Here is an 18,225-nt window from a genome sequence, read left to right on the forward strand (position 1 = left end):
CCGGGCGGCCCCCCCCCCCCCCGCCCCCCCCCCCCGCCCGGGGGGGGGGGGGGGGGGGGGCCGCCCCCCCCCCCCCCCCCCCGGGGCGGGGGGGCCCCCCCCCCCCCGGGCCCCCCCCCACGGCTGTTCCACCCTCTGTTTGCACAATCTTTCAGGGTTCTCATATGAGGGATCCCATTTGGTGATGAAACACAGCCTTCAATCGGGTGGGTTCCAGGAATTTTCAGCGTTCGGGGTTTCCGCCCGGACGAGGGGTCGTTGGGCAGGAAGCAGTGCGAGAGCAGGCATGCACGCTGCCTGAACAGTGAGAATTCCCTCTGGTGACGCGAGTCACCGATGAAAGGAACACGATGAAGTCCCTGAAGGCCGCCGCTGTCGTTGCCGGGTCCATGGCCATCGCTGGTGTCGCCGCGCCCGCCTTTGCCGCCGACCTCACGCCCCCCACGAGCCTCAACGGCGGCCTCAACTCGGCTCTCACCCAGCTCACCACCCAGCCGGTGGACGCCATGCCGCTGCAGTCGCAGTCGAGGGCCCTCGACACGGAGAACCAGGACTCCGCGCTCAGCACCCTCAACGACGTGACGGACGCCCTGAACTCGGCGGGCGGGCCCACGGCTCTCCTGGGCGGTCTTCCCCTCCAGAAGTGACGCGGGGCCGTACGGAACCGACAGGGGTCCGTACGGGACCGGAAGTGACGCGGGGCCGGTTGCGCATCAGCGCGGGACCGGTCCTTCGCGTCGCTCCTCGTCCCCCGGGGGCCTTACCGCCCCGTCCCGCCGCCCCGGCCATTCGCCGCGTTCCGGCTGTTCCTTTCCGGTGTCCGGGCTGTTTCTCTCTTCCGGTCCGTTCGACGCCGTCCCTCGTTCGTGTGGAGACCTTCAAGGAAATCCCCCGGGCGGGTGAGAAAGGGGGCGGAGGCATTCCGACACGTCGATACGGTTCCGCGGTGACCTCAATCTCAAGTGAAACGCGCCCTTTCCCCGCCGCGGACCTCGGCACCCTCGTCGTCATGGCGTGGAGCGGTGAACAGCCCGACGGCGACATGCCCTATCTCCTGGCCTACTCCCTCGGTGACGGCGCGAACGGCCCCGAGGGCTCCGCGGCCGCCGTCGAGCAGCTGCTGACGGCCAACGGACTGCCCCTCGGCGACGAGGTCGTCGACGCCACCCGGCAGCCGAGCTTCCCGGTCCGCCTCCTCGTCGAGTCGGGCCAGGCCGTCGTCAGCATGACCCAGCTCAACGCCCAGTGCCCCGTACCGCCGGAGTGGCTCGCCGCGGTCGGCGAACGGGGCTACGCCTACTTCCTGTTCACCACCCGCCCGTGGCCCGAGGCCGAGCCGGGCAAGCCCGTCGAGCCCGAGGCGCTGGCCGCCTTCGCCGGCGACGAGGAGACCCTGAAGAGCGCGGCGCACGCCCTCGTACCGGCCCGCAGCCTGCGCGCCTGACCCCGCGCACCGCGCCCGGTCACGCGACCCGGGGCCGCCGGGGCACCGGGGCCCCGGGAGGCTCGCGTCGACGCCGCGGTGGGACTTATGGACGAGCTGAAGATTGCATCGACCGGGGGAATTTTGACCGGATCCCGTGTGCCGGGTCGTTACCCGTTTCGGACGCACCCTCCCGAATCCCGAAAGGCCCGTGCCTGAGATGAAGTCGACCACCCGAGGAACTCTTGCCGCCGTCGTCACCTGTGTGGCGGCCGCCGTCGCGACGCCCGCCGTCGCGGCCGACGGGGTTCCGGTCGCCGTGCCCCTGGAAGGTGTGGAGCACTCCCTGAACATGGAGATGCCCAGCATCAGCGGCACCGTGCCGCTGATCACGCCGGGCAGCCCCGACGGGCCGCGGTACGTCGAGGGCCGGCTGCTGCCGGAGCGGGCCCTCCCGCAGCTGCCGGTCACCAGCGACCTGCCCTCGCTCGACCTGCGTACGCCCCTGCCGCGGGTGCTGGGCGACACCTTCGACCACCTCGCGGCCAGCACGCCCACCTCCGGGATGCGCGCCCTGACGCCCGGCGCCTCGCTGGACGCCCCGCTGACCGCGCCGCGCGCGGACATGCTCGGCCTGCCGGCCGCGAAGCTGCCCCAGGTGGCCGTGCTGACCCCGGTCCTGCAGGCGGCACCGGGCGCGACCCTGGGCCTCGCTCCGGGCCTGTAGGCGCCGACAGCAGGGACAGGACGTATCCAAGGGGGCGGGGAATGCGGTTGAGAGTGGGGAACGGCACGCGGCGTGACGTCCTGAGAGGGGTGCTCGCCGCGGCCGTGGCGGCAGCAGTGGCTCCGTTCGTCGCGGCATCGGGACCGACGCGCGAGGAGCCGGCCGCGCCGGACGGCCCCGCCGGTGGGCCGTCGCGCGAACTGGCCGACTTCGAGGCGCGGTTCGCGGCCGGGTTCGACGAGATGTACGGCGGATGCCGCATCCGAGGCTGCAAGGACGGGACGGCGGACGGCGTACGTCCGGCCGGCGACGCGCGTACGGCTCGCGCCGGGGCCTGGCGGGTCACGGTGGACGACCGGCCGCTGCACCTCATGCGGCGGGCCGACGGCGGCTATCTGACGATGGTCGACCACTACCAGGCGTACCCGACACCGCTGGCCGCCGCCCGCGCCGTCGTGGACGAACTGGGCGGCACGCTGCGGTTGCGCGCGGCCGGCATGGACGCGGAACCGGGGGAGGGGCACGGGCATGGCGTACACGCGTAAGAACGTGAACGCGTTGACGCGTACGGAGAAGAGCAGGCTCGTCGGCGCGTTCCTGGAGATCAAACGCACCGGCGAGTACGACGAATTCGTCCGTATGCACATCGACCACTACGTGGCGGACGGTGAGGACGGGCTGCGTGCGGCCCATATGGCTCCCTCCTTCCTGCCCTGGCACCGGCGGTTCCTGCTGGACCTGGAGCGGGCGCTGCGCAAGGTGGACTCCGGGGTGTCCGTGCCGTACTGGGACTGGACGAAGGACCGCACCCCCGCCGCCTCGCTGTGGGGGGAGGACCTCCTCGGCGGCAACGGACGCCGGTCCGACCACCAGGTGACGACCGGTCCGTTCGCGCGCCGGCACAAGAAGTGGGTCGTCAAGGAGTCGATGACCGACGGCGACTACCTCACGCGGGACTTCGGCAGGCCCCGCGATCCGCTGGCCCTGCCCACCGCGGGCGAACTCGCCACGGCCCTCGACGATCCCGTGTACGACACGGCCCCCTGGGACTCCACCTCCGGCCGCGGTTTCCGCAACAAGCTGGAGGGGTGGGGGACCGGGCGGGGCAACGACGCCTGGCGCAACCACAACCGCGTCCACCGCTGGGTCGGCGGGCACATGCTGGGCGGCGGCTCCGTCAACGACCCCGTCTTCTGGCTGCACCACTCCTTCGTGGACCTGCTCTGGACGCGCTGGCAGAAGCGGCACCAGGGCGCGCGGTATCTGCCCGAGTCGCCGCCGGAGCTCGGGGAGCGGGCGTACGGGCGGATCGTCGCGCGGCACGAGGAGATGCCGCCGTGGGGCGTGACGCCGGACCAGCTGGAGGACCACAGCCGGATCTACCGGTACGTGTGAGGCGTTCGCGCGGGCGGTGAGGCGCGCGGGTCACGCGGGTCACGCGGGGGTGCACGGGTCGGGCGGGGTACTTGAGGTACTTGGGATACGGGGAAGCCCCCGGCGGTGGATACCGCCGGGGGCCTTCGCGTCGGTGGTGCGGCGGTTCAGCGGCCGTAACCCTCGTGGGTGTCCGAGATGTTGGCGCACTGGTTGCCGAACGCCGGGTTCAGCAGGGCGATGACGTTCACGGTGTTGCCGCAGAGGTTGACCGGGACGTGGACCGGAACCTGGACGACGTTGCCCGACGCCACGCCGGGCGAGCCGACGGCCGAGCCCGCGGCGTCCGCGTCCGCCATGGCCAGACCGGCACCACTGAGCACAACGGCACCCGTGCCGAGAGCGACGACCGCTGCCTTCGCGATGCGAGACATCACGTTTCTCCTTCGAATCGGTGAGCGCGGAAGCATGAACGCGACCGCACTGACCCTTCAACGCGAGGACTCACAGCGGGTAACGGCACCCAAGCTGACATCATTCACCAAGATGTGTCATACCGGGCCATAGATCATATGAGCTGGTCGGTTTGGCGGGGTCTACGCGCGCGTGGCGTTCGCAGAGGTGTGCCGTTCATGGGCGGGTGCAGAAGCCCGTCGGGTCCGCGGCCGGGGGGCGGCACTGGAGCTTGTAGTCGTCCGCGCTCGTGCTCACGTACCGGCCGACGCAGGTGGTCGGCGAGGTCCTGCCGCGTTCCTCACAGAAGGCCAGGGCTTCGCGGCCGTCGGTGAAGGGGCCCGGCGCGTAGACGACCCAGTAGCCCGGGCGCAGGGACGCGTAGTCGTCGCTGCGGAGGTAGACGGCCTCGGGGACGGACTTCCGCACGGCGTCGAGCCGCCGGTCCCGGGCGGCGGTGCCGGACCCGACCGGTTCGGAGAAGAGCTGGGCGATCCACCGGCCCCCGGAGGCGGGGGAGGACTGCTCGGCCGAGGGCTTCGGCGTGGGCGTCGGGGTCGACGACCGCTTCGGCGACGGCTTCGAGGACGGCGAGGGCGTGGAGCTCGACGAGGACGACGTGGTGGCGGGGTTGCCGACGCCCTTGGCGCCGTCCTCCTTGCCGTCGCCGCCGCCCCGGTCGCCCAGGGTGAGTACGAGAGCGGTCGTGGCCGTCGCGAGGGCGACCACGACGACGGCGACGGTGGCGACGAGCGACGCACGCCCTCCGCGCCCTGACGGGCGGTCGTCCCCGACGCGTGTCGGCTCCTCGCCCGGTGCGGGGGCCGGTGGGCCCGGTGTCCCGGCGGCTGCTCCGGCGTGCTGCGGGCCGCCGGGGCCGGCCTGCGCGGACGGGGCGCCCGGTGCGGGGGCCGGGGTCCCTGTGGGGCCGGGCGGCAGCGGGGCGGTCGTCGTCGGCAGGGCCCAGTCCGGCGTCGTACCCGACTCGACCTGCGCCAGCATCGCGTCCAGCCGTGCCGCGTCGGGGCGGCCCGCCGGATCCCGTACGAGCAGGGCCTGGAGCACGGGTGCCAGCGGGCCGGAGCGCACCGGCGGGGGCAGGGCCTCGTCGAGCACGGCGGCCAGGGTGGCCAGGGTCGTCCCGCGGCGCAGCGGACTGACGCCCTCGACGCACACGTACAGGACGAGCCCCAGGGACCACAGGTCGGACGCCGGGTCGTCGTCGTTGCCGCGGATCCGCTCGGGGGCGATGTACTCGGGTGAGCCGATGAGTTCGCCGGTCGCCGTCAGGGCGGTGGAGCCCTGGAGCGCCGCGATGCCGAAGTCGGTGAGGACCGCGGAGCCGTCGGCGCGCAGCAGGATGTTGGCGGGTTTGACGTCCCGGTGCTGGACCCCGGCCGCGTCGGCGGCGCGCAGGGCGCCGAGCACCTGGCGGCCCAGCCGGGCGGCCTCCGTGGGCGACAACGGGCCCTCGGCGAGCCGTTCCTGCAGCGAGACGCCCTCGACCAGTTCCATCACGAGCCAGGGGTGCGGGTCGTCGTTCACGATGTGATGGATCATCACCACGTTCGGGTGGCTGACCCGGGCCAGCGCCCGCGCCTCCCGCAGCACCCGCGCGCGGACGGCCTCGGAGGCCGCCGCGTCGTGCCGTACGGCCTTCAGCGCGACATCCCGGTGCAGCATGCTGTCCCGCGCGCGCCACACCGTGCCCATTCCGCCACTGCCGAGCCGCGCGACCAGCTCGAACCGACCGTCGATCATGTCCCCCGGAGCGTTCATGGCGGACAGATTAGTGCGGGCTGTGAGCGGGGCCGACGGGGTGGGCGGGGAGTGGGGGCGCGGGGCCCTCCATCGCATCAGGGATGAACAGCTGCCCGCCGGCCGTCGTTTCGCCGGCCTGTCGGAAGGTCCGTTACGGGGCCCTGACAGTCGTCGGCGTGTCCCGTAATATTCCGACTGCCGTGTGCCACAGCCGGGGGACATTGGGGGGCTTTCGTGCTCGATGCGAAGCAGCATCAGGGCAAGTTCGGCGAAGACTACGTCCGTGTGCTGGCCTCTGCGGCGGGGCTGATCGTCGTGCAAGGCGATCTCGACGTGGACGGGGTCGATCTCGGGTTCCGCGCCACCGGCCGTTACGGACGGACGATGTCACCCACTGTCGAGGCTCAGATCAAGACATGGTCGAAGCCGTCCGTGTCGTCCGGCCACCTGAACTTCCGCGGGCTCAACGAACGGCAGTTCAACAAGCTCGCCGGTCCCGACTTCACCGTGCCGCGGTTCCTGTTCGTCATCTGCGTCCCCGCCGACAACCAGGCGTACGCGGCCATGAGCACCGACGGTGTGATGCTCCGTCACCTCGGCTACTTCGTCTCGCTCCGCGCCGAGGAGCAGATCAAGGACCCCGACCGTGACCGAAGGCGTCCGGTCAGGGTTCCGACAGCGAACGTGCTCACCGCCGCCTCACTGCGCCGGCTCACCGAGACGCAGTCCGACTGGTAGGGGAAGCGATGACGATTCCGCTGAAGGTCGACGACATCGCCAGCTATCTGGCGGACACGGGCTGGGAGCGGGATCCACAAGGCTGGCGCGGAGCGAGTGTGTGGCAACACCCGGGCGACTACGAGGTGCTGGTACCCGCTCGCGACGGCATGGGCGACAGCGACCGCCGATTACGGGAGATCCTGCGCTGTCTGTGCGCGCTGGAGGACCGGCCGGCGGGCGACATCGCCCTGGAGATCGCCAGACCGCAGCTGGACAAGCAGTCCTTCCGCACGTTCCCCACCGGCCACGACCCCGGCTACACCTCGCTGCTCCTGGGTACGCAGACGGTGCTGGGTGTCCGCAACGCCCTGACGGCGGCGGCGCGCACCGTCGTGCAGGGTCCGCACTTCGCCTTCGCCGGCCGGCAACCGGGCGTGGTGGGCGACCTCTTGCGCGCAGCCGAACTCGGCCCCTCCCGCGCCGGGAGCTACGTCGTCGAGATCCGGGTGGCGGCGGACGCGACGGCCCGAACCCTGAGTGGGGAGCAGGTCACCGGTCGGGCCGTGCTGGTCCAGATGCTCGAAGCGGTGAGCGCGGCCCAGGCAGCCGTGGCGGCGGACGCGCCCGCGGCCTTCGACGAGACCGTCACGGCCGGCGTCTCCGCGGATCTGTGCAAGGCGCTCAGTGAGCTCTCCGGCCACGACCGGAGCGAGCCCTTCGAGATCGGCTTCCGGTGGGCGCGCTCGCGGCCACTCGATGTGCCGTCACACGTCGTCGCGTTCCCGGAGAACTCGGGATCGCTCCTGCACGCCGCGTCCCTGCGGCTCAGCGGCCTCAACGCCACCGGTGCCGCGACGGTCTCCGGCGTGGTCGAGGGGCTGCACGACGACTCCTCCGGCAACGACCGGTGGCGGATCAAGGTCCGCGGTGAGTTGCGCACCGAGCACACCGAACTGGTCCGGCGGGCCGTCTGGGTGCGGCTCCCCGACCAGGCCTCGTACGACCGTGCGATCACCGCGCATCGGGAACGGCAGGTGATCACCGTCATGGGCGAGTTGTCCAGCATGACCGGCCGGGTGGAACTGGTGCCCAGGCGGGGGTTCGACATCTGACCGGATTCCGGCTCATCGAGGAGGGGTACTGTGCCGACGGAGTTGACTGTACGGGATCATGCATCGCTGTTCGCCCTGATGGTGGTCGCACGGCCGGTGACCAACCGTGAACTGCGCGAACTCGCCGGCCTGGAGATCACCGCGGTGGTGCGACGGCGGGTGAACCAGGACGCCGAGCGGATCGTGACCAGGAAGCGCGGTGCGGTCAACACGCACCAGCTCACGCCTGCGGGCCGGACCTGGTGCGAGTCCGCCCTGGTGGCCGGACGCCCGGACGGAGCGAAGTTTCCGGCCGGGGTGCTCTACGCGGTGCTGGACAACGTCGGACAGTACCTGGCCCGCTCCGGCACCAAGTTCGGCGAGTTCTTCCAGCCCGACGTCGAGGACTGGATCCGCGCGGTCTACACGGAACTCACCGGCCGCCGGAAACCGGGCAGCTGGGTCAGACTGTCGGCGCTGCGCCCATGGCTCGGGGACCTGCCGCGAGGGGCCGTCGACGCCGAACTCGACCGGATGATCGAGCAGGACGACGTACAGCTGATGGGCGAGCTCAACCGGCGCACGCTCAGCGACGAGGACCGCAGGGCCGCCGTCGACATCGGCGGGGAACCCCGCCACCTGCTGCGGATCGGACCGGCGTGAACGGGGAACTCGCCGCCCTGGAGACGCTGTACATCAGCACCGCGCTGACCCAGGAGGAGATCTGGACACCGGTGACCTCCTACCACGTCGACGGCCTTCATCCCGAGGTGTTCCGGCGGCTGGGGAGGGCGATGGGCGCCGTCGAGCGCGCCCACTCGCCGGTGGCGACCGTGGTGCGCGGCGAGACCGGCTCGGGCAAGACGCATCTGCTCGGCTGGGCCCGCCACGAGATCCAGGAGCGCGGCGGGTCCTTCTTCTACATCAAGCTCGTCACCGGCCGGAACTTCTGGGAGAGCGCCACCGACAGTCTCGTCGACGGTCTCTACCGGGAGGACGAGGGCGGCCAGGAACAACTGACTCGCCTGCTCGACGAGCTTTCGCGGCGGGCTCGCCTCGACACGGACACCCGTACCGCCGTCACCGGCCGGGGCGAGGTGACGCGCGACCATGTCGACGCGTTCGTCCGGGGGATCCGGACCATCGACCGACAGGTGGGCAACGAGGCCGCGGACACGGCCCGCGCGCTGGCGCTCCTGGCCTCCGCCGGCGATCCCGTGGAGATCGGCAGGGCCTACTTCGCGCTCAACGACGACGACGGGGACAAGCGCGCCGCCTGGGGGATGTCGCCGGGCGGGCGACAGGCCCAACTCGTCCTCCGCGATCTGACGCGCCTGTTCGCCCTGGTCGGACCGCTGGTGTTCGCCTTCGACCAGCTCGACACCCTGGTGTCCGCCGCGGAGACGTCGTCGCTGACGTCGCCTGCCTCCGGCGAGGGCCGGGCCGCGAAGCGGCTGAGCGGTGAGATCGCCACCGGCCTGATGGAACTGCGGGAGGAAGCCCGCCGGACCCTGCTGGTCGTGGCGTGCCACGAGGACACCTGGGAGCAGATCTCCCGGGAGGCGGTCCGGTCCGCCCTGGACCGGTTCGAGGTTCTGCCGACGCTCGGCGCGATTCCCGACGAGGCCACCGCCGCCGCCATCGTCAGCAGCCGCTTCCGGCCCTACTACGAGTCGCTGGGGTTCACCCCGCGGTCTCCCACCTGGCCGGTCACCCCGGCGGCGCTGGCCGAAGCCCCGCACCGTTACACCGCACGGCGGCTGCTCATCCGGGTCCAGAAGCACATCGAGGCATGTCTGCAGACCGGCACGGCGGCCGAACTGACCTCCCTGGCGGGCGCGGAGCCCACGGCAGCCGCACCGCCCGCACCGGCGAGGGCCGTCGACCTGAGCACCCTGACGGAGACCTTCGACAAGCTCCGTGCCGACGCGGACGACCTCGGGCCGCTCGAACACGCAGCCGAGGACGGGCAGATGCCCGCTCTGCTGGACGCGGGGCTGCGGAGTCTGCTCAGGGAACTGGGTGCCGACGAGACGCGGTTCTCCATCGAGACCGACTTCGGCCGCAAGGCGGCGTTGCACGCCCGGTTGCGCTATGTCATGGACGAGGCCAGCGAGAACGAATTCCACTGGTCCTTCCGGGCGATCGCCGCCAGCAACGCCATCGCCGCCCAGAACCGGATCCGCAACGCGGCCGTGGAGGCCGGCCTGACGGCCGAACTGACGAGCCGCCGGCTGATCCTGCTGCGGAACACGCCGTACCCGAGCGGCCCCAGGACCAAGGACATCAAGGACGACTTCGAGGCGCGGGGCGGGGTGTCGTTACCGATCGGCGCCGCCGACCTCCGGACCCTGGCCGCCCTCCGGGCCATGCTCGACGACCGTACGTCGGGCCTGGACGCATGGCTGCGACAGGAGCACCAGGCTTCCCGCATCGAGGTCTTCGCGCCGGTGCTGGGCGACTTGCGGCAGCATCTCGGCATCGTCGGCATCGCGACCACGGAAGTCGGCTCCGGGGTGGCGGGGGATGCGGCGGCCACACCGGAGGACGCCGAGCCCGCCCGTACCGAGATCGTCGTCGGAACCACCGTCCGGGGCGGCCGTTCGTTCGCGGTGCCCATGGAAGGGCTCCGGATGCACACCGCGGTGGTGGGCGCGGCGGGATCGGGCAAGACCGTCCTGATCAAGCGACTTGTGGAGCAGTGCGCTCTGCGCGGCGTCTCGGTGATCGTGCTGGATCCGAACGACGACCTCGCACGGCTCGGCGACCCCTGGTCGCGCCCGCCGAAGGGGTGGACGGACGACCATGAGCGCGAGGCCCGACGCTATTTCGCGGAGGTCGAAGTGGTGGTGTGGACACCGGGTCTGAACCGGGGACGTCCGATCTCCTTCCACCCGCTTCCCGACTTCGGTCCCGTCCTCGACGACGAGGACGACTTCCCCCGTCTGGTCAGGTCGACCGTGACCTCACTCGCGCCACATGCCGGTGTACGCGGCAGCAGTGCGCGCGCGACCCAGCAGCTGGGGGTCCTCAAACGTGCCCTCGAACGGTACGCGCGCGACGGCGGCAAGACCCTGGCCGGCTTCGTCGAGCTGCTCGCGGAGGCCCCGACCGACATCGTGAACAGCAGGACCATGCGCTTAGCGGTTCAGATGGCGGACACGCTGGAAGCCTCGTCGGAAACCGACCCGCTGTTCGGGGAGTCCGGCGCACCCGCCGATCCCGGCATGCTCCTGATCCCGTCGACGGGGAAGACCGCCCGTATCTCGGTGATCAGCTTCACCGGCCTGTCCGGCGACGGACCGGCCCAATTCGTCAGCCGCCTCCAGGCGACCCTGTTCTCATGGTTCAGGGCACACCCGGTCGGAGACCGTGCCCTGGGCGGGCTGCTGGTGATGGACGAGGCGCAGAACTTCGTGCCCTCCGGTGCATCGAATCCGAGCAGGGACAGCACGGTCGAACTCATCCGCCAGATACGCAAGTACGGACTCGGGATGGTCCTCGCCTCACAGCTCCCCAGGGGGATCCACAACCAGGCGCTGGGCAACACCGTGAACCAGTTCATCGGCCGACTCACAGGGCCCGCCCACATCGAGGCGGCCAGGACCATGGCTCAGGCGCGGAACGCGGTCCTCGACAACCTCGCCGGTCTCAAGGCCGGCCAGTTCAACGCCGCAGGCGAGGGGACCGGATTCAGCAAGATCGAGGTGCCGATCTGCCTCAGTCACCACGATGTGCCGCTCACGGAGGACGAGATCGTCGAGCGAGCCCGCCGGGGGACCTGAGCGGTCGTGCGGCGGTGAGCGCGTCCGGGGCCGTGCCGGGATCCTGGCGTGTCGCCCGATACGGGCTACCTGGCCTGCGAGAACGCAGTGTGCAGCGGTGCGCCCCCGGCAGGACTCGAACCTGCGGCCAAGCGCTTAGAAGGCGCCTGCTCTATCCACTGAGCTACGGGGGCCGGGTGTGGTGGCCTGTGGTGCTGGTGCCCGGGTATGGGCGGGGCTGTGACCTTGCCGGGGACAAGGATAGAGCTCCTGGGTCCCTGCGCCTCGCGCCTCCCCTCCGTGGCTCGATGTGGAGGTTCAGTGAAGCGGTCCTGATAATCGCAGGCAGGTACGAATCGTGCATCGCTTTTGGCGCCTCACGCCCCGGGTGTTGTGCACTCGTTATGCCTGCGCCCCAGTCATCCCTTAGGCCCCGTGTGTCCAATCGGCGCGCAGACATGCCCATATGCTTTAGAAAGCCTGCAAAATTGGGCATTCTTCGCATGTGGTGACCTTGGACGTACGGCCCCAGCTGCTCGACGCACTCTCCGCCCTGCGCGACCGTGTCGCCGCCGCACGCTTCCCGCTGCCCCTGGCGGGGGCTCCACGCGCGCGTGCGAACCGCGACGAACTGCTCGCGCAACTCGACGACTATCTCGTGCCCCGGTTGAGAGAACCCGAAGCACCCCTGCTCGCCGTGATCGGAGGATCGACCGGGGCGGGCAAGTCGACGCTGGTCAACTCCCTTGTGGGGCGGCGGGTCAGCGAGGCCGGGGTGCTCCGGCCCACGACGCGTACTCCGGTGCTCGTGTGCCACCCCGAGGACCATCACTGGTTCAGCGGGATGCGCGTACTGCCCGACCTCACGCGCGTGTGGATGCCGCAACAGGACGTCGACGACGATCCGCTGCTGCCCGGCGAGGAGGACATGCGTGTCCTGCGCATCGAGACCGCCGACATCCTCCCCCGGGGGCTCGCGCTCCTCGACGCGCCCGACATCGACTCCCTGGTGGCCGGCAACCGGGTGCTCGCCGCCGAGCTCATGTGCGCGGCGGACATCTGGGTGATGGTCACCACGGCGGCACGGTACGCCGACGCGGTGCCGTGGCATCTGCTGCGTACCGCGAAGGACCATGACGCCACCCTCGTCACCGTGCTCGACCGGGTGCCCCACCAGGTGGTGTCCGAGGTCTCGCGGCAGTTCGGCGCGCTCCTCGCCAAGGCGGGGCTGGGCGACGTGCCCCGTTTCACGGTGCCCGAGCTGCCCGAGTCGGCCTGGGGCGGGGGACTGCTTCCGGCCACCGCCGTGGCGCCCCTGCGCGCCTGGCTGGCCCAGCAGGCCCAGGACCCGGGCGCCCGGCACCGGACCATGGCACGCACCGCGTACGGGGCGCTCGACTCGCTCAAGTCACGGATGCCCGAGCTGGCCTCCGCCGCCGCGGCCCAGTACGCCGCCGCGCTGCGGCTCACCGCGGCCGTCGACGGGGCGTACGACAGCGAGTACACCCGTCTGCGGGGCCGGCTGCAGGCCGGGGCGGTCCTCGCCGGGGGCGCGCTCAAACGGTGGCGCAGCTACCCGCTGGACTCCAGCGCCGGTGAACTGCTGGACGCGCTCGTCGAGAGCCTGGCCGCACTCCTGCTGTGCGCCGTCACCGCGGCCGACGAGCGCATCGACGAGGCGTGGCGCCGCGAACCCGCCGCGGGCGCCCCGGGGCTGACGGACCGCGATCCCACGCTGGAGAGCGCCGAGCACCGTATCGGGATGGCGGCCCGGCGCTGGCGCCGCGTCCTGGAGGAGTACGCCGAGGACGAGGTACGTGCCCTGGAGAAGAGCGTCGCGCCGGATCCCGAAGTGGTGGCCGCGCTGGTCGCCACCGCGCTCCTGGGCGGCCGGCGGGCGCGTTCCGCGGGCGAGGGGCTCGCCGAGCGGATCGGCGCGCACGGGGCGCTGCGGCTGCGCGACAAGGGCGGCCGGCTGCTCACCGACTACCTCGACAAGGCGCTGCACGACGAACGGGAGCGGCGGCTCGCCCCGCTCGACGCACTCGACGTCCATCCCGAACCCCAGGCCGAACTCATCGCCGCGCTGTCGGTACTGCAGAAGGAGAGGTGACCGCGGTGACCGCCGTCACGGACCACACGGATCACGCCGACCAGCCGGGGGACGACGACGCCCGCAAGAAGGGCCCCGGCGGGGAAATCGTGCGCAAGGAGAGGTCCGGCAGGGAAGCCGGGCACAAGGAGAAGGGTGATTCCGGTCGGGACGCCCGGGATGATCGGGACGCTCGGGAGGCTACGGGGGTGGGCTCCGGGGCGGGTTCCGGTTCCGACCCCGGCTCCGGAGGCGCGGACGTCGCTGGCTCCGCGGACGCGCTGGGCGGCTGGGACGACGGGCTGATCGCGCGGCGCGTGTCCGCCACGGCCGAGGGGCACGCCAGGCCCGTACCGGAGACCGTCGTGGACAACAGGCCGCCCGTGGTGGCCCCTCTCGCGTACGACGGGCCGTTGCGGTCCCGTCTCGACGCGCTGCGCGAACTGGTGGGGCTCTCCAGGACGCGGCTGGACAGCCGGACCCTCGCCGAGGCGGGGCAGGTCCTGGACGAGGCCGCGGCGCGGCGCAGGCTCTCGGGGCAGCACACCGTGGTCGCCATCGCGGGAGCCACCGGGAGCGGCAAGTCGCAGCTCTTCAACGCGCTCGCCGGAGTGGCCATCTCGGAGACCGGGGTACGCAGGCCGACCACCGCCGCCCCCATCGCGTGCAGCTGGAGCGACGGCGCGGCCGGGCTCATCGACCGGCTCGGCATCCCGGGGCGGTTGCGCCGCAGGCCGCTGCAGAGCGCCGAGGCCGAGGCGCAGTTGCGCGGGCTCGTCCTGGTGGACCTGCCCGACCACGACTCGGCGGCCGTCCAGCACCGGGAGCACGTGGACCGGATCCTCGGGCTCGTGGACGCCGTCATCTGGGTCGTCGACCCGGAGAAGTACGCCGACGCGGTACTCCATGAGCGTTATCTGCGGCCGATGGCGGGCCACGCGGAAGTCACCTTCGTGGTCCTCAACCAGGTCGACCGGCTGCCCGGGGACGCCGCCGACCAGGTCCTCGACGACCTGCGGCGGCTGCTCGACGAGGACGGGATCGCGCTCGGCGAGTACGGCGAGCCGGGCGCGACCGTTCTCGCCCTGTCCGCGCTCACCGGGGACGGCATCGGGGAACTGCGCGAGGTGCTCGGGCACTTCGTGGCCGAACGGGGCGCCGCGGCCCGCCGGATCTCCGCCGACGTGGACGCGGCAGCGGTGCACCTGTGGCCCGTCTACGCCAACCGGCGGCAGGCCGGGCTCAGCGAGGAGGCACGCGACGAGTTCGCCGACCGGCTCGCCGACGCGGTCGGCGCCACGGCGGCGGGCGAGGCCGCCGAGCGCGCGTGGCGCCGCAACGCCAACCGCGCGTGCGGCACACCCTGGCTGCGCCTGTGGCGCTGGTACGAGGACCGGCGCGAGCCCGCGACGGGACGGCTGTCCGTACGGTCGTACGACGATGAGGAGGCCACGGCGCGTCAGCGCGTCGAGCAGGCGGTGCGCACGGTGGCCGAGCAGGCGACCGACGGACTGCCCGCGCCCTGGGCACAGGCGGTCCGTGAGGCGGCCGTACGGGGGTCGCAGGGGCTGTGCGAGGCCCTGGACGAACTGGCGGTACGCGCCGGGACACCGGTCGGCAGACCGCCGCGGCCGGGCTGGTGGCCGGCCGCCGTACTCGCGCAGGCGGCCATGACCGTCCTCCAGGTTCTCGGCGGGCTCTGGCTGTTGGCCCAGGTCATCGGCTTCATGTCGCCGAACCTCGGGGTGCCCGTGCTGCTGATGGTCATCGGCATCGTGGGCGGCCCGGGCGTCGAGTGGGCCTGCAGACTCGCGGCGAACGGGCCCGCGCGGCGGTACGGGTCCGAGGCGGAACGGAAATTGCGGGAGGCGGCGTCGGGATGCGGCCGGGCCCGGGTTCTCGATCCGGTGGCGGCGGAGCTGCTGCGGTACCGGGAGGTGCGGGAGCAGTTTCTGCGGGTCTCGGGGATCACCGTGTCGGCGGGGTGAGGTGAGAGGGGGAGGGGGGAGGGAAGCGCGAGGGGGTGGGAGGCGAGAGGGTGCGGGCGGAGGTTCTCGTTCGGGTGGCGGAGTTGTCCACAACCGGGGGGCGGCCCACAGGGCTCAGCGGGTTCGGGCGGACAGAGGCAGTCTGAGGTCTCGGCGGACACGACGTGATCGTGACGTGATCGCGAGGCGGTCGTGGCGCGGTGATGAGGTGCTCATGGGAGGTCGAAGCATGAGCGCCGGGTCGCGTCCGCCGGGACGGACGGACGCAGCCGTACGGGACGAGCCCGTGCGCGTGGGCAGGGAGGGCTTCCGCGATGAACGAGACGATGGTGTGCGTGGTGGGGAACGTGGCGACACAGCCGGTGTTCCGGGAGACGGCGGCAGGTCCGTCGGCGCGGTTCCGGCTGGCGGTCACGCAGCGGTTCTGGGACCGGGAGAAGAGCGTGTGGCGGGACGGGCACACCAACTTCTTCACGGTGTGGGCCAACCGGGCGCTGGCGGCGAACGTGCAGGCGTCCGTGTCGCTCGGGGAGCCGCTGTTGGTGCGAGGCAGGCTGAAGGTCCGCTCCGAGCAGCGCGACGGGCAGTCGTGGACGGGCGCGGACATCGAGGCCTCGGCGATCGGGCACGATCTGGCGCGCGGTACCGCGGCGTTCCGGCGATCGCTCAGGGGCGACCAGGCGTCGGAGCAGGTGCCCGGCCAGTCGTCGGGCGGGGCGGCCCGACCGGAGCCGAGCTGGGAGACGGAGCCGGCCGATCGGGCAGATCCGGCCGAGCAGACCGATGGGGTCGAGCCGACCGATGCGGCCGAGTCGACCGATGGGGCCGAGCCGACCGGGCAGGCGGCTCTGCGGCGGCAGGAACCGGCGTTGGCGGGATGACCGACGCGGTGACCGACTGCGGTGACTGACCGCGGTGACTCTGCGTGGTGAAATCTCGGCCTGACCGAAGTGCGGCTTATCGGCGAATGTGTTGCGAACGGTCCCAGTGGATTTGTCGATAAGCGCGGCGCTCAATCGGCCCTGGCGATAACGATTCCGATTCGGATCACTGATCGGATGACATGACCGGGGAGGGAGCTGCGCCCCGTCCTTAGGATGCCGGGCATAGCTCTCGGGGCTGCTGATTCCGCTGGTGGGACCGTAACCCTCCAGTTCAACGGGTCCCGCTCGAAAGGGAATTCTGTGCTTTCTTCGTTCTCTGCGCCGTCCGTGCACGGGCGAGGTGCCGCTGCCGCCCGCCTGGCCGCGGTGATGCTCGTGTCCGGCCTCGTCGCCGTGAGCGCCGTGACCACAGCCGGTGCGGCCGTCGCGGACGAAGTCCCTCTGAGTCAGGGCGGTGCGACGGCCACGATAGGCGGCCTGAAGACGTCCGGGCCCGCGGTCATCCACGAGGAGGGCGGGGACAAGCAGGTCTCCGCCGGGCTCTTCGAGATGTCCGTGGACAACGGCGGCACGCTGCAGACCTACTGCGTCGACATCTACAGCCCGACGCAGAAGGACGCCAAGTACCAGGAGACCCCCTGGAGCGGCACGTCGTTGAACGGGAACCCCGACGCGGGCCGGATCCGCTGGATCCTGCAGAACTCCTACCCGCAGGTCAACGACCTCGCCGCGCTGGCCGAGAAGGCGGGCGCGAAGGGCCTCACGCAGCAGGACGCGGCGGTCGGCACGCAGGTGGCGATCTGGCGCTACTCGGACGGCGCCGACGTGGACGCCGTGGACCCGCAAGCGGAGAAGCTCGCCGACTATCTGCAGCGCAGCGCACGTGACCTGGCAGAGCCCGCAGCGTCCCTGGAGCTGGATCCGCCGGCGGTCTCCGGTCGCCCGGGTGAACTGCTCGGCCCGGTCACCGTGCGCACCAACGCGGCCGGGGTGACGGTGACGCCGCTCGCCGACGCCACGAGCGGAGTGAAGGTCGTCGGCCGGGACGGCAAGGAGATCACGTCCGCGACCGACGGCAGTGAGCTGTTCTTCGACGTGGCCGAGGACGCCCCGGACGGTTCGGCCGCGCTGACGGTGCAGGCCTCGACCACCGTGCCGGTCGGGCGGGCCTTCGCCTCCGAGACGAGGAGCCAGACCCAGATCCTGGCCGGCTCCAGCGAGTCGACGGTCTCCGCGGCGGCGACCGCGAACTGGGCCGGCGCCGGGGCGATACCCGCGCTGTCGGCCGAGAAGAACTGCGCGGAGGGCGGCCTCGACGTCACGGCGGTGAACGAGGGCGACGAGCCGTTCACCTTCGAGCTGCTGGGCACCGAGCACACCGTCGAGGCGGGCGCGTCACAGACCGTGACGGTTCCGCTGCAGGAGGACCAGGCGTACGACTTCACGGTCGAGGGGCCCGGCGGCTACGAGAAGCGGTTCCAGGGCGTCCTCGACTGCAAGACGCAGAGCGGCGCCGCCGCCGAGGAGACCGTCCGGACACTGAACGAGCCGAGCCCCGCCACGGTCGGTGGCACGGCCGCCACGACCACGGACCTCGCCGAGACCGGCACGTCGAGCGCGACCCCGGTGATAGCCGGAATCGCCATCGGCCTGGTCCTGATCGGCGGCGCCACGATCCTCTTCCTCCGCAAGAAGAAGACGCCCACGCAGGACTGAAGCCCGGGGCGGGGGCTGAACCAGGGCGCTCGGGACCAGGGCGCTCGGATTCCAGCTGCGTGAGCGCCGCGAAAACGGCCCCCGCAACGAGAAGTCGCACCTTGACAAGTCAACAGTGAGTCACCGGACATGAACTCATTGTTGCGCCGACTGCTCAAGGCTCACCGCCGTGTCCCAGCTCGGCGGCCTCCGCCATACGCGTTTCCCCCGAGGGGTGGCGGTACGGCAAGAT

Annotated in this window: 15 protein-coding genes and 1 tRNA gene; 13 read left to right on the forward strand and 3 right to left on the reverse strand. The window is 71.7% G+C overall.

Features of this window, described 5'->3' with window-relative positions; genetic code table 11:
* The first annotated feature begins 350 nt into the window (after positions 1 to 350).
* From ACZ60E_RS18485 to ACZ60E_RS18505, 5 genes are all read left to right on the forward strand, one after another.
* On the forward strand, positions 351 to 647 hold the full coding sequence (locus ACZ60E_RS18485; protein ID WP_384802366.1) for a hypothetical protein: 297 nt from the start codon (positions 351 to 353) through the stop codon (positions 645 to 647).
* Between the two features lie 299 nt (positions 648 to 946).
* A complete protein-coding gene (locus tag ACZ60E_RS18490; protein WP_384802369.1) occupies positions 947 to 1,444 on the forward strand; it encodes a DUF5949 family protein in 498 nt (165 codons plus the stop codon).
* 199 nt (positions 1,445 to 1,643) lie between these two features.
* Positions 1,644 to 2,150: a hypothetical protein gene (locus ACZ60E_RS18495; protein ID WP_384802372.1), complete on the forward strand. Its 507-nt coding sequence runs from the start codon at positions 1,644 to 1,646 to the stop codon at positions 2,148 to 2,150.
* 41 nt (positions 2,151 to 2,191) lie between these two features.
* Entirely contained in the window at positions 2,192 to 2,695 is a 504-nt protein-coding gene (locus tag ACZ60E_RS18500) for a tyrosinase family oxidase copper chaperone (RefSeq protein ID WP_469441668.1), read from the forward strand.
* Complete coding sequence (locus ACZ60E_RS18505; protein ID WP_384802378.1) at positions 2,679 to 3,545, forward strand: tyrosinase family protein; 867 nt, start codon at positions 2,679 to 2,681, stop codon at positions 3,543 to 3,545. The genes ACZ60E_RS18500 and ACZ60E_RS18505 overlap by 17 nt, the downstream gene beginning before the upstream one ends.
* Before the next feature lie 146 nt (positions 3,546 to 3,691).
* Here ACZ60E_RS18505 and ACZ60E_RS18510 read toward each other — a convergent pair whose 3' ends face one another.
* Together ACZ60E_RS18510 and ACZ60E_RS18515 are read right to left on the reverse strand one after the other, a co-directional pair.
* On the reverse strand, positions 3,692 to 3,958 hold the full coding sequence (locus tag ACZ60E_RS18510; protein WP_384802381.1) for a chaplin: 267 nt from the start codon (positions 3,956 to 3,958) through the stop codon (positions 3,692 to 3,694).
* Between the two features lie 196 nt (positions 3,959 to 4,154).
* Positions 4,155 to 5,756, reverse strand: a complete 1,602-nt coding sequence (locus ACZ60E_RS18515) for a serine/threonine-protein kinase (RefSeq protein WP_469441670.1) — start codon at positions 5,754 to 5,756, stop codon at positions 4,155 to 4,157.
* Positions 5,757 to 5,972: 216 nt separating this feature from the next.
* Between ACZ60E_RS18515 and ACZ60E_RS18520 the strand changes: the two genes are divergently transcribed.
* The 4 genes from ACZ60E_RS18520 to ACZ60E_RS18535 are packed head-to-tail and all read left to right on the forward strand — an operon-like array spanning position 5,973 to position 11,334.
* Positions 5,973 to 6,476 (forward strand): DUF4365 domain-containing protein, encoded by a 504-nt coding sequence (locus tag ACZ60E_RS18520; protein WP_469441671.1) that lies wholly within the window; start codon positions 5,973 to 5,975, stop codon positions 6,474 to 6,476.
* 8 nt (positions 6,477 to 6,484) lie between these two features.
* A complete protein-coding gene (locus ACZ60E_RS18525) occupies positions 6,485 to 7,570 on the forward strand; it encodes a hypothetical protein (protein ID WP_469441672.1) in 1,086 nt (361 codons plus the stop codon).
* Positions 7,571 to 7,600: 30 nt separating this feature from the next.
* Entirely contained in the window at positions 7,601 to 8,212 is a 612-nt protein-coding gene (locus ACZ60E_RS18530) for a hypothetical protein (protein WP_384802393.1), read from the forward strand.
* Complete coding sequence (locus tag ACZ60E_RS18535) at positions 8,209 to 11,334, forward strand: ATP-binding protein (RefSeq protein ID WP_469441676.1); 3,126 nt, start codon at positions 8,209 to 8,211, stop codon at positions 11,332 to 11,334. The genes ACZ60E_RS18530 and ACZ60E_RS18535 overlap by 4 nt, the downstream gene beginning before the upstream one ends.
* 100 nt (positions 11,335 to 11,434) lie before the next feature.
* On the opposite strand, the gene ACZ60E_RS18540 is transcribed toward ACZ60E_RS18535, so the two are convergent.
* Positions 11,435 to 11,507: transfer RNA gene (locus tag ACZ60E_RS18540), tRNA-Arg, on the reverse strand.
* Positions 11,508 to 11,818: 311 nt separating this feature from the next.
* On the opposite strand from ACZ60E_RS18540, the gene ACZ60E_RS18545 reads away from it, so the two are divergent.
* The 4 genes from ACZ60E_RS18545 (at position 11,819) to ACZ60E_RS18560 (ending at position 17,993) form a co-directional block, all read left to right on the forward strand.
* Positions 11,819 to 13,426, forward strand: a complete 1,608-nt coding sequence (locus ACZ60E_RS18545; RefSeq protein ID WP_469441677.1) for a dynamin family protein — start codon at positions 11,819 to 11,821, stop codon at positions 13,424 to 13,426.
* 5 nt (positions 13,427 to 13,431) lie between these two features.
* The gene (locus ACZ60E_RS18550; RefSeq protein WP_469441812.1) at positions 13,432 to 15,393 is read left to right on the forward strand and encodes a YfjP family GTPase; all 1,962 of its coding nucleotides are present in this window, start codon (positions 13,432 to 13,434) and stop codon (positions 15,391 to 15,393) included.
* 314 nt (positions 15,394 to 15,707) lie between these two features.
* Positions 15,708 to 16,274: a single-stranded DNA-binding protein gene (locus ACZ60E_RS18555; protein WP_469441679.1), complete on the forward strand. Its 567-nt coding sequence runs from the start codon at positions 15,708 to 15,710 to the stop codon at positions 16,272 to 16,274.
* A 303-nt stretch (positions 16,275 to 16,577) separates the two neighbouring features.
* Complete coding sequence (locus ACZ60E_RS18560) at positions 16,578 to 17,993, forward strand: Cys-Gln thioester bond-forming surface protein (protein WP_453792837.1); 1,416 nt, start codon at positions 16,578 to 16,580, stop codon at positions 17,991 to 17,993.
* The last annotated feature ends 232 nt before the right edge of the window (positions 17,994 to 18,225 follow it).

Source organism: Streptomyces sp. NPDC102514 (genome assembly GCF_055584525.1).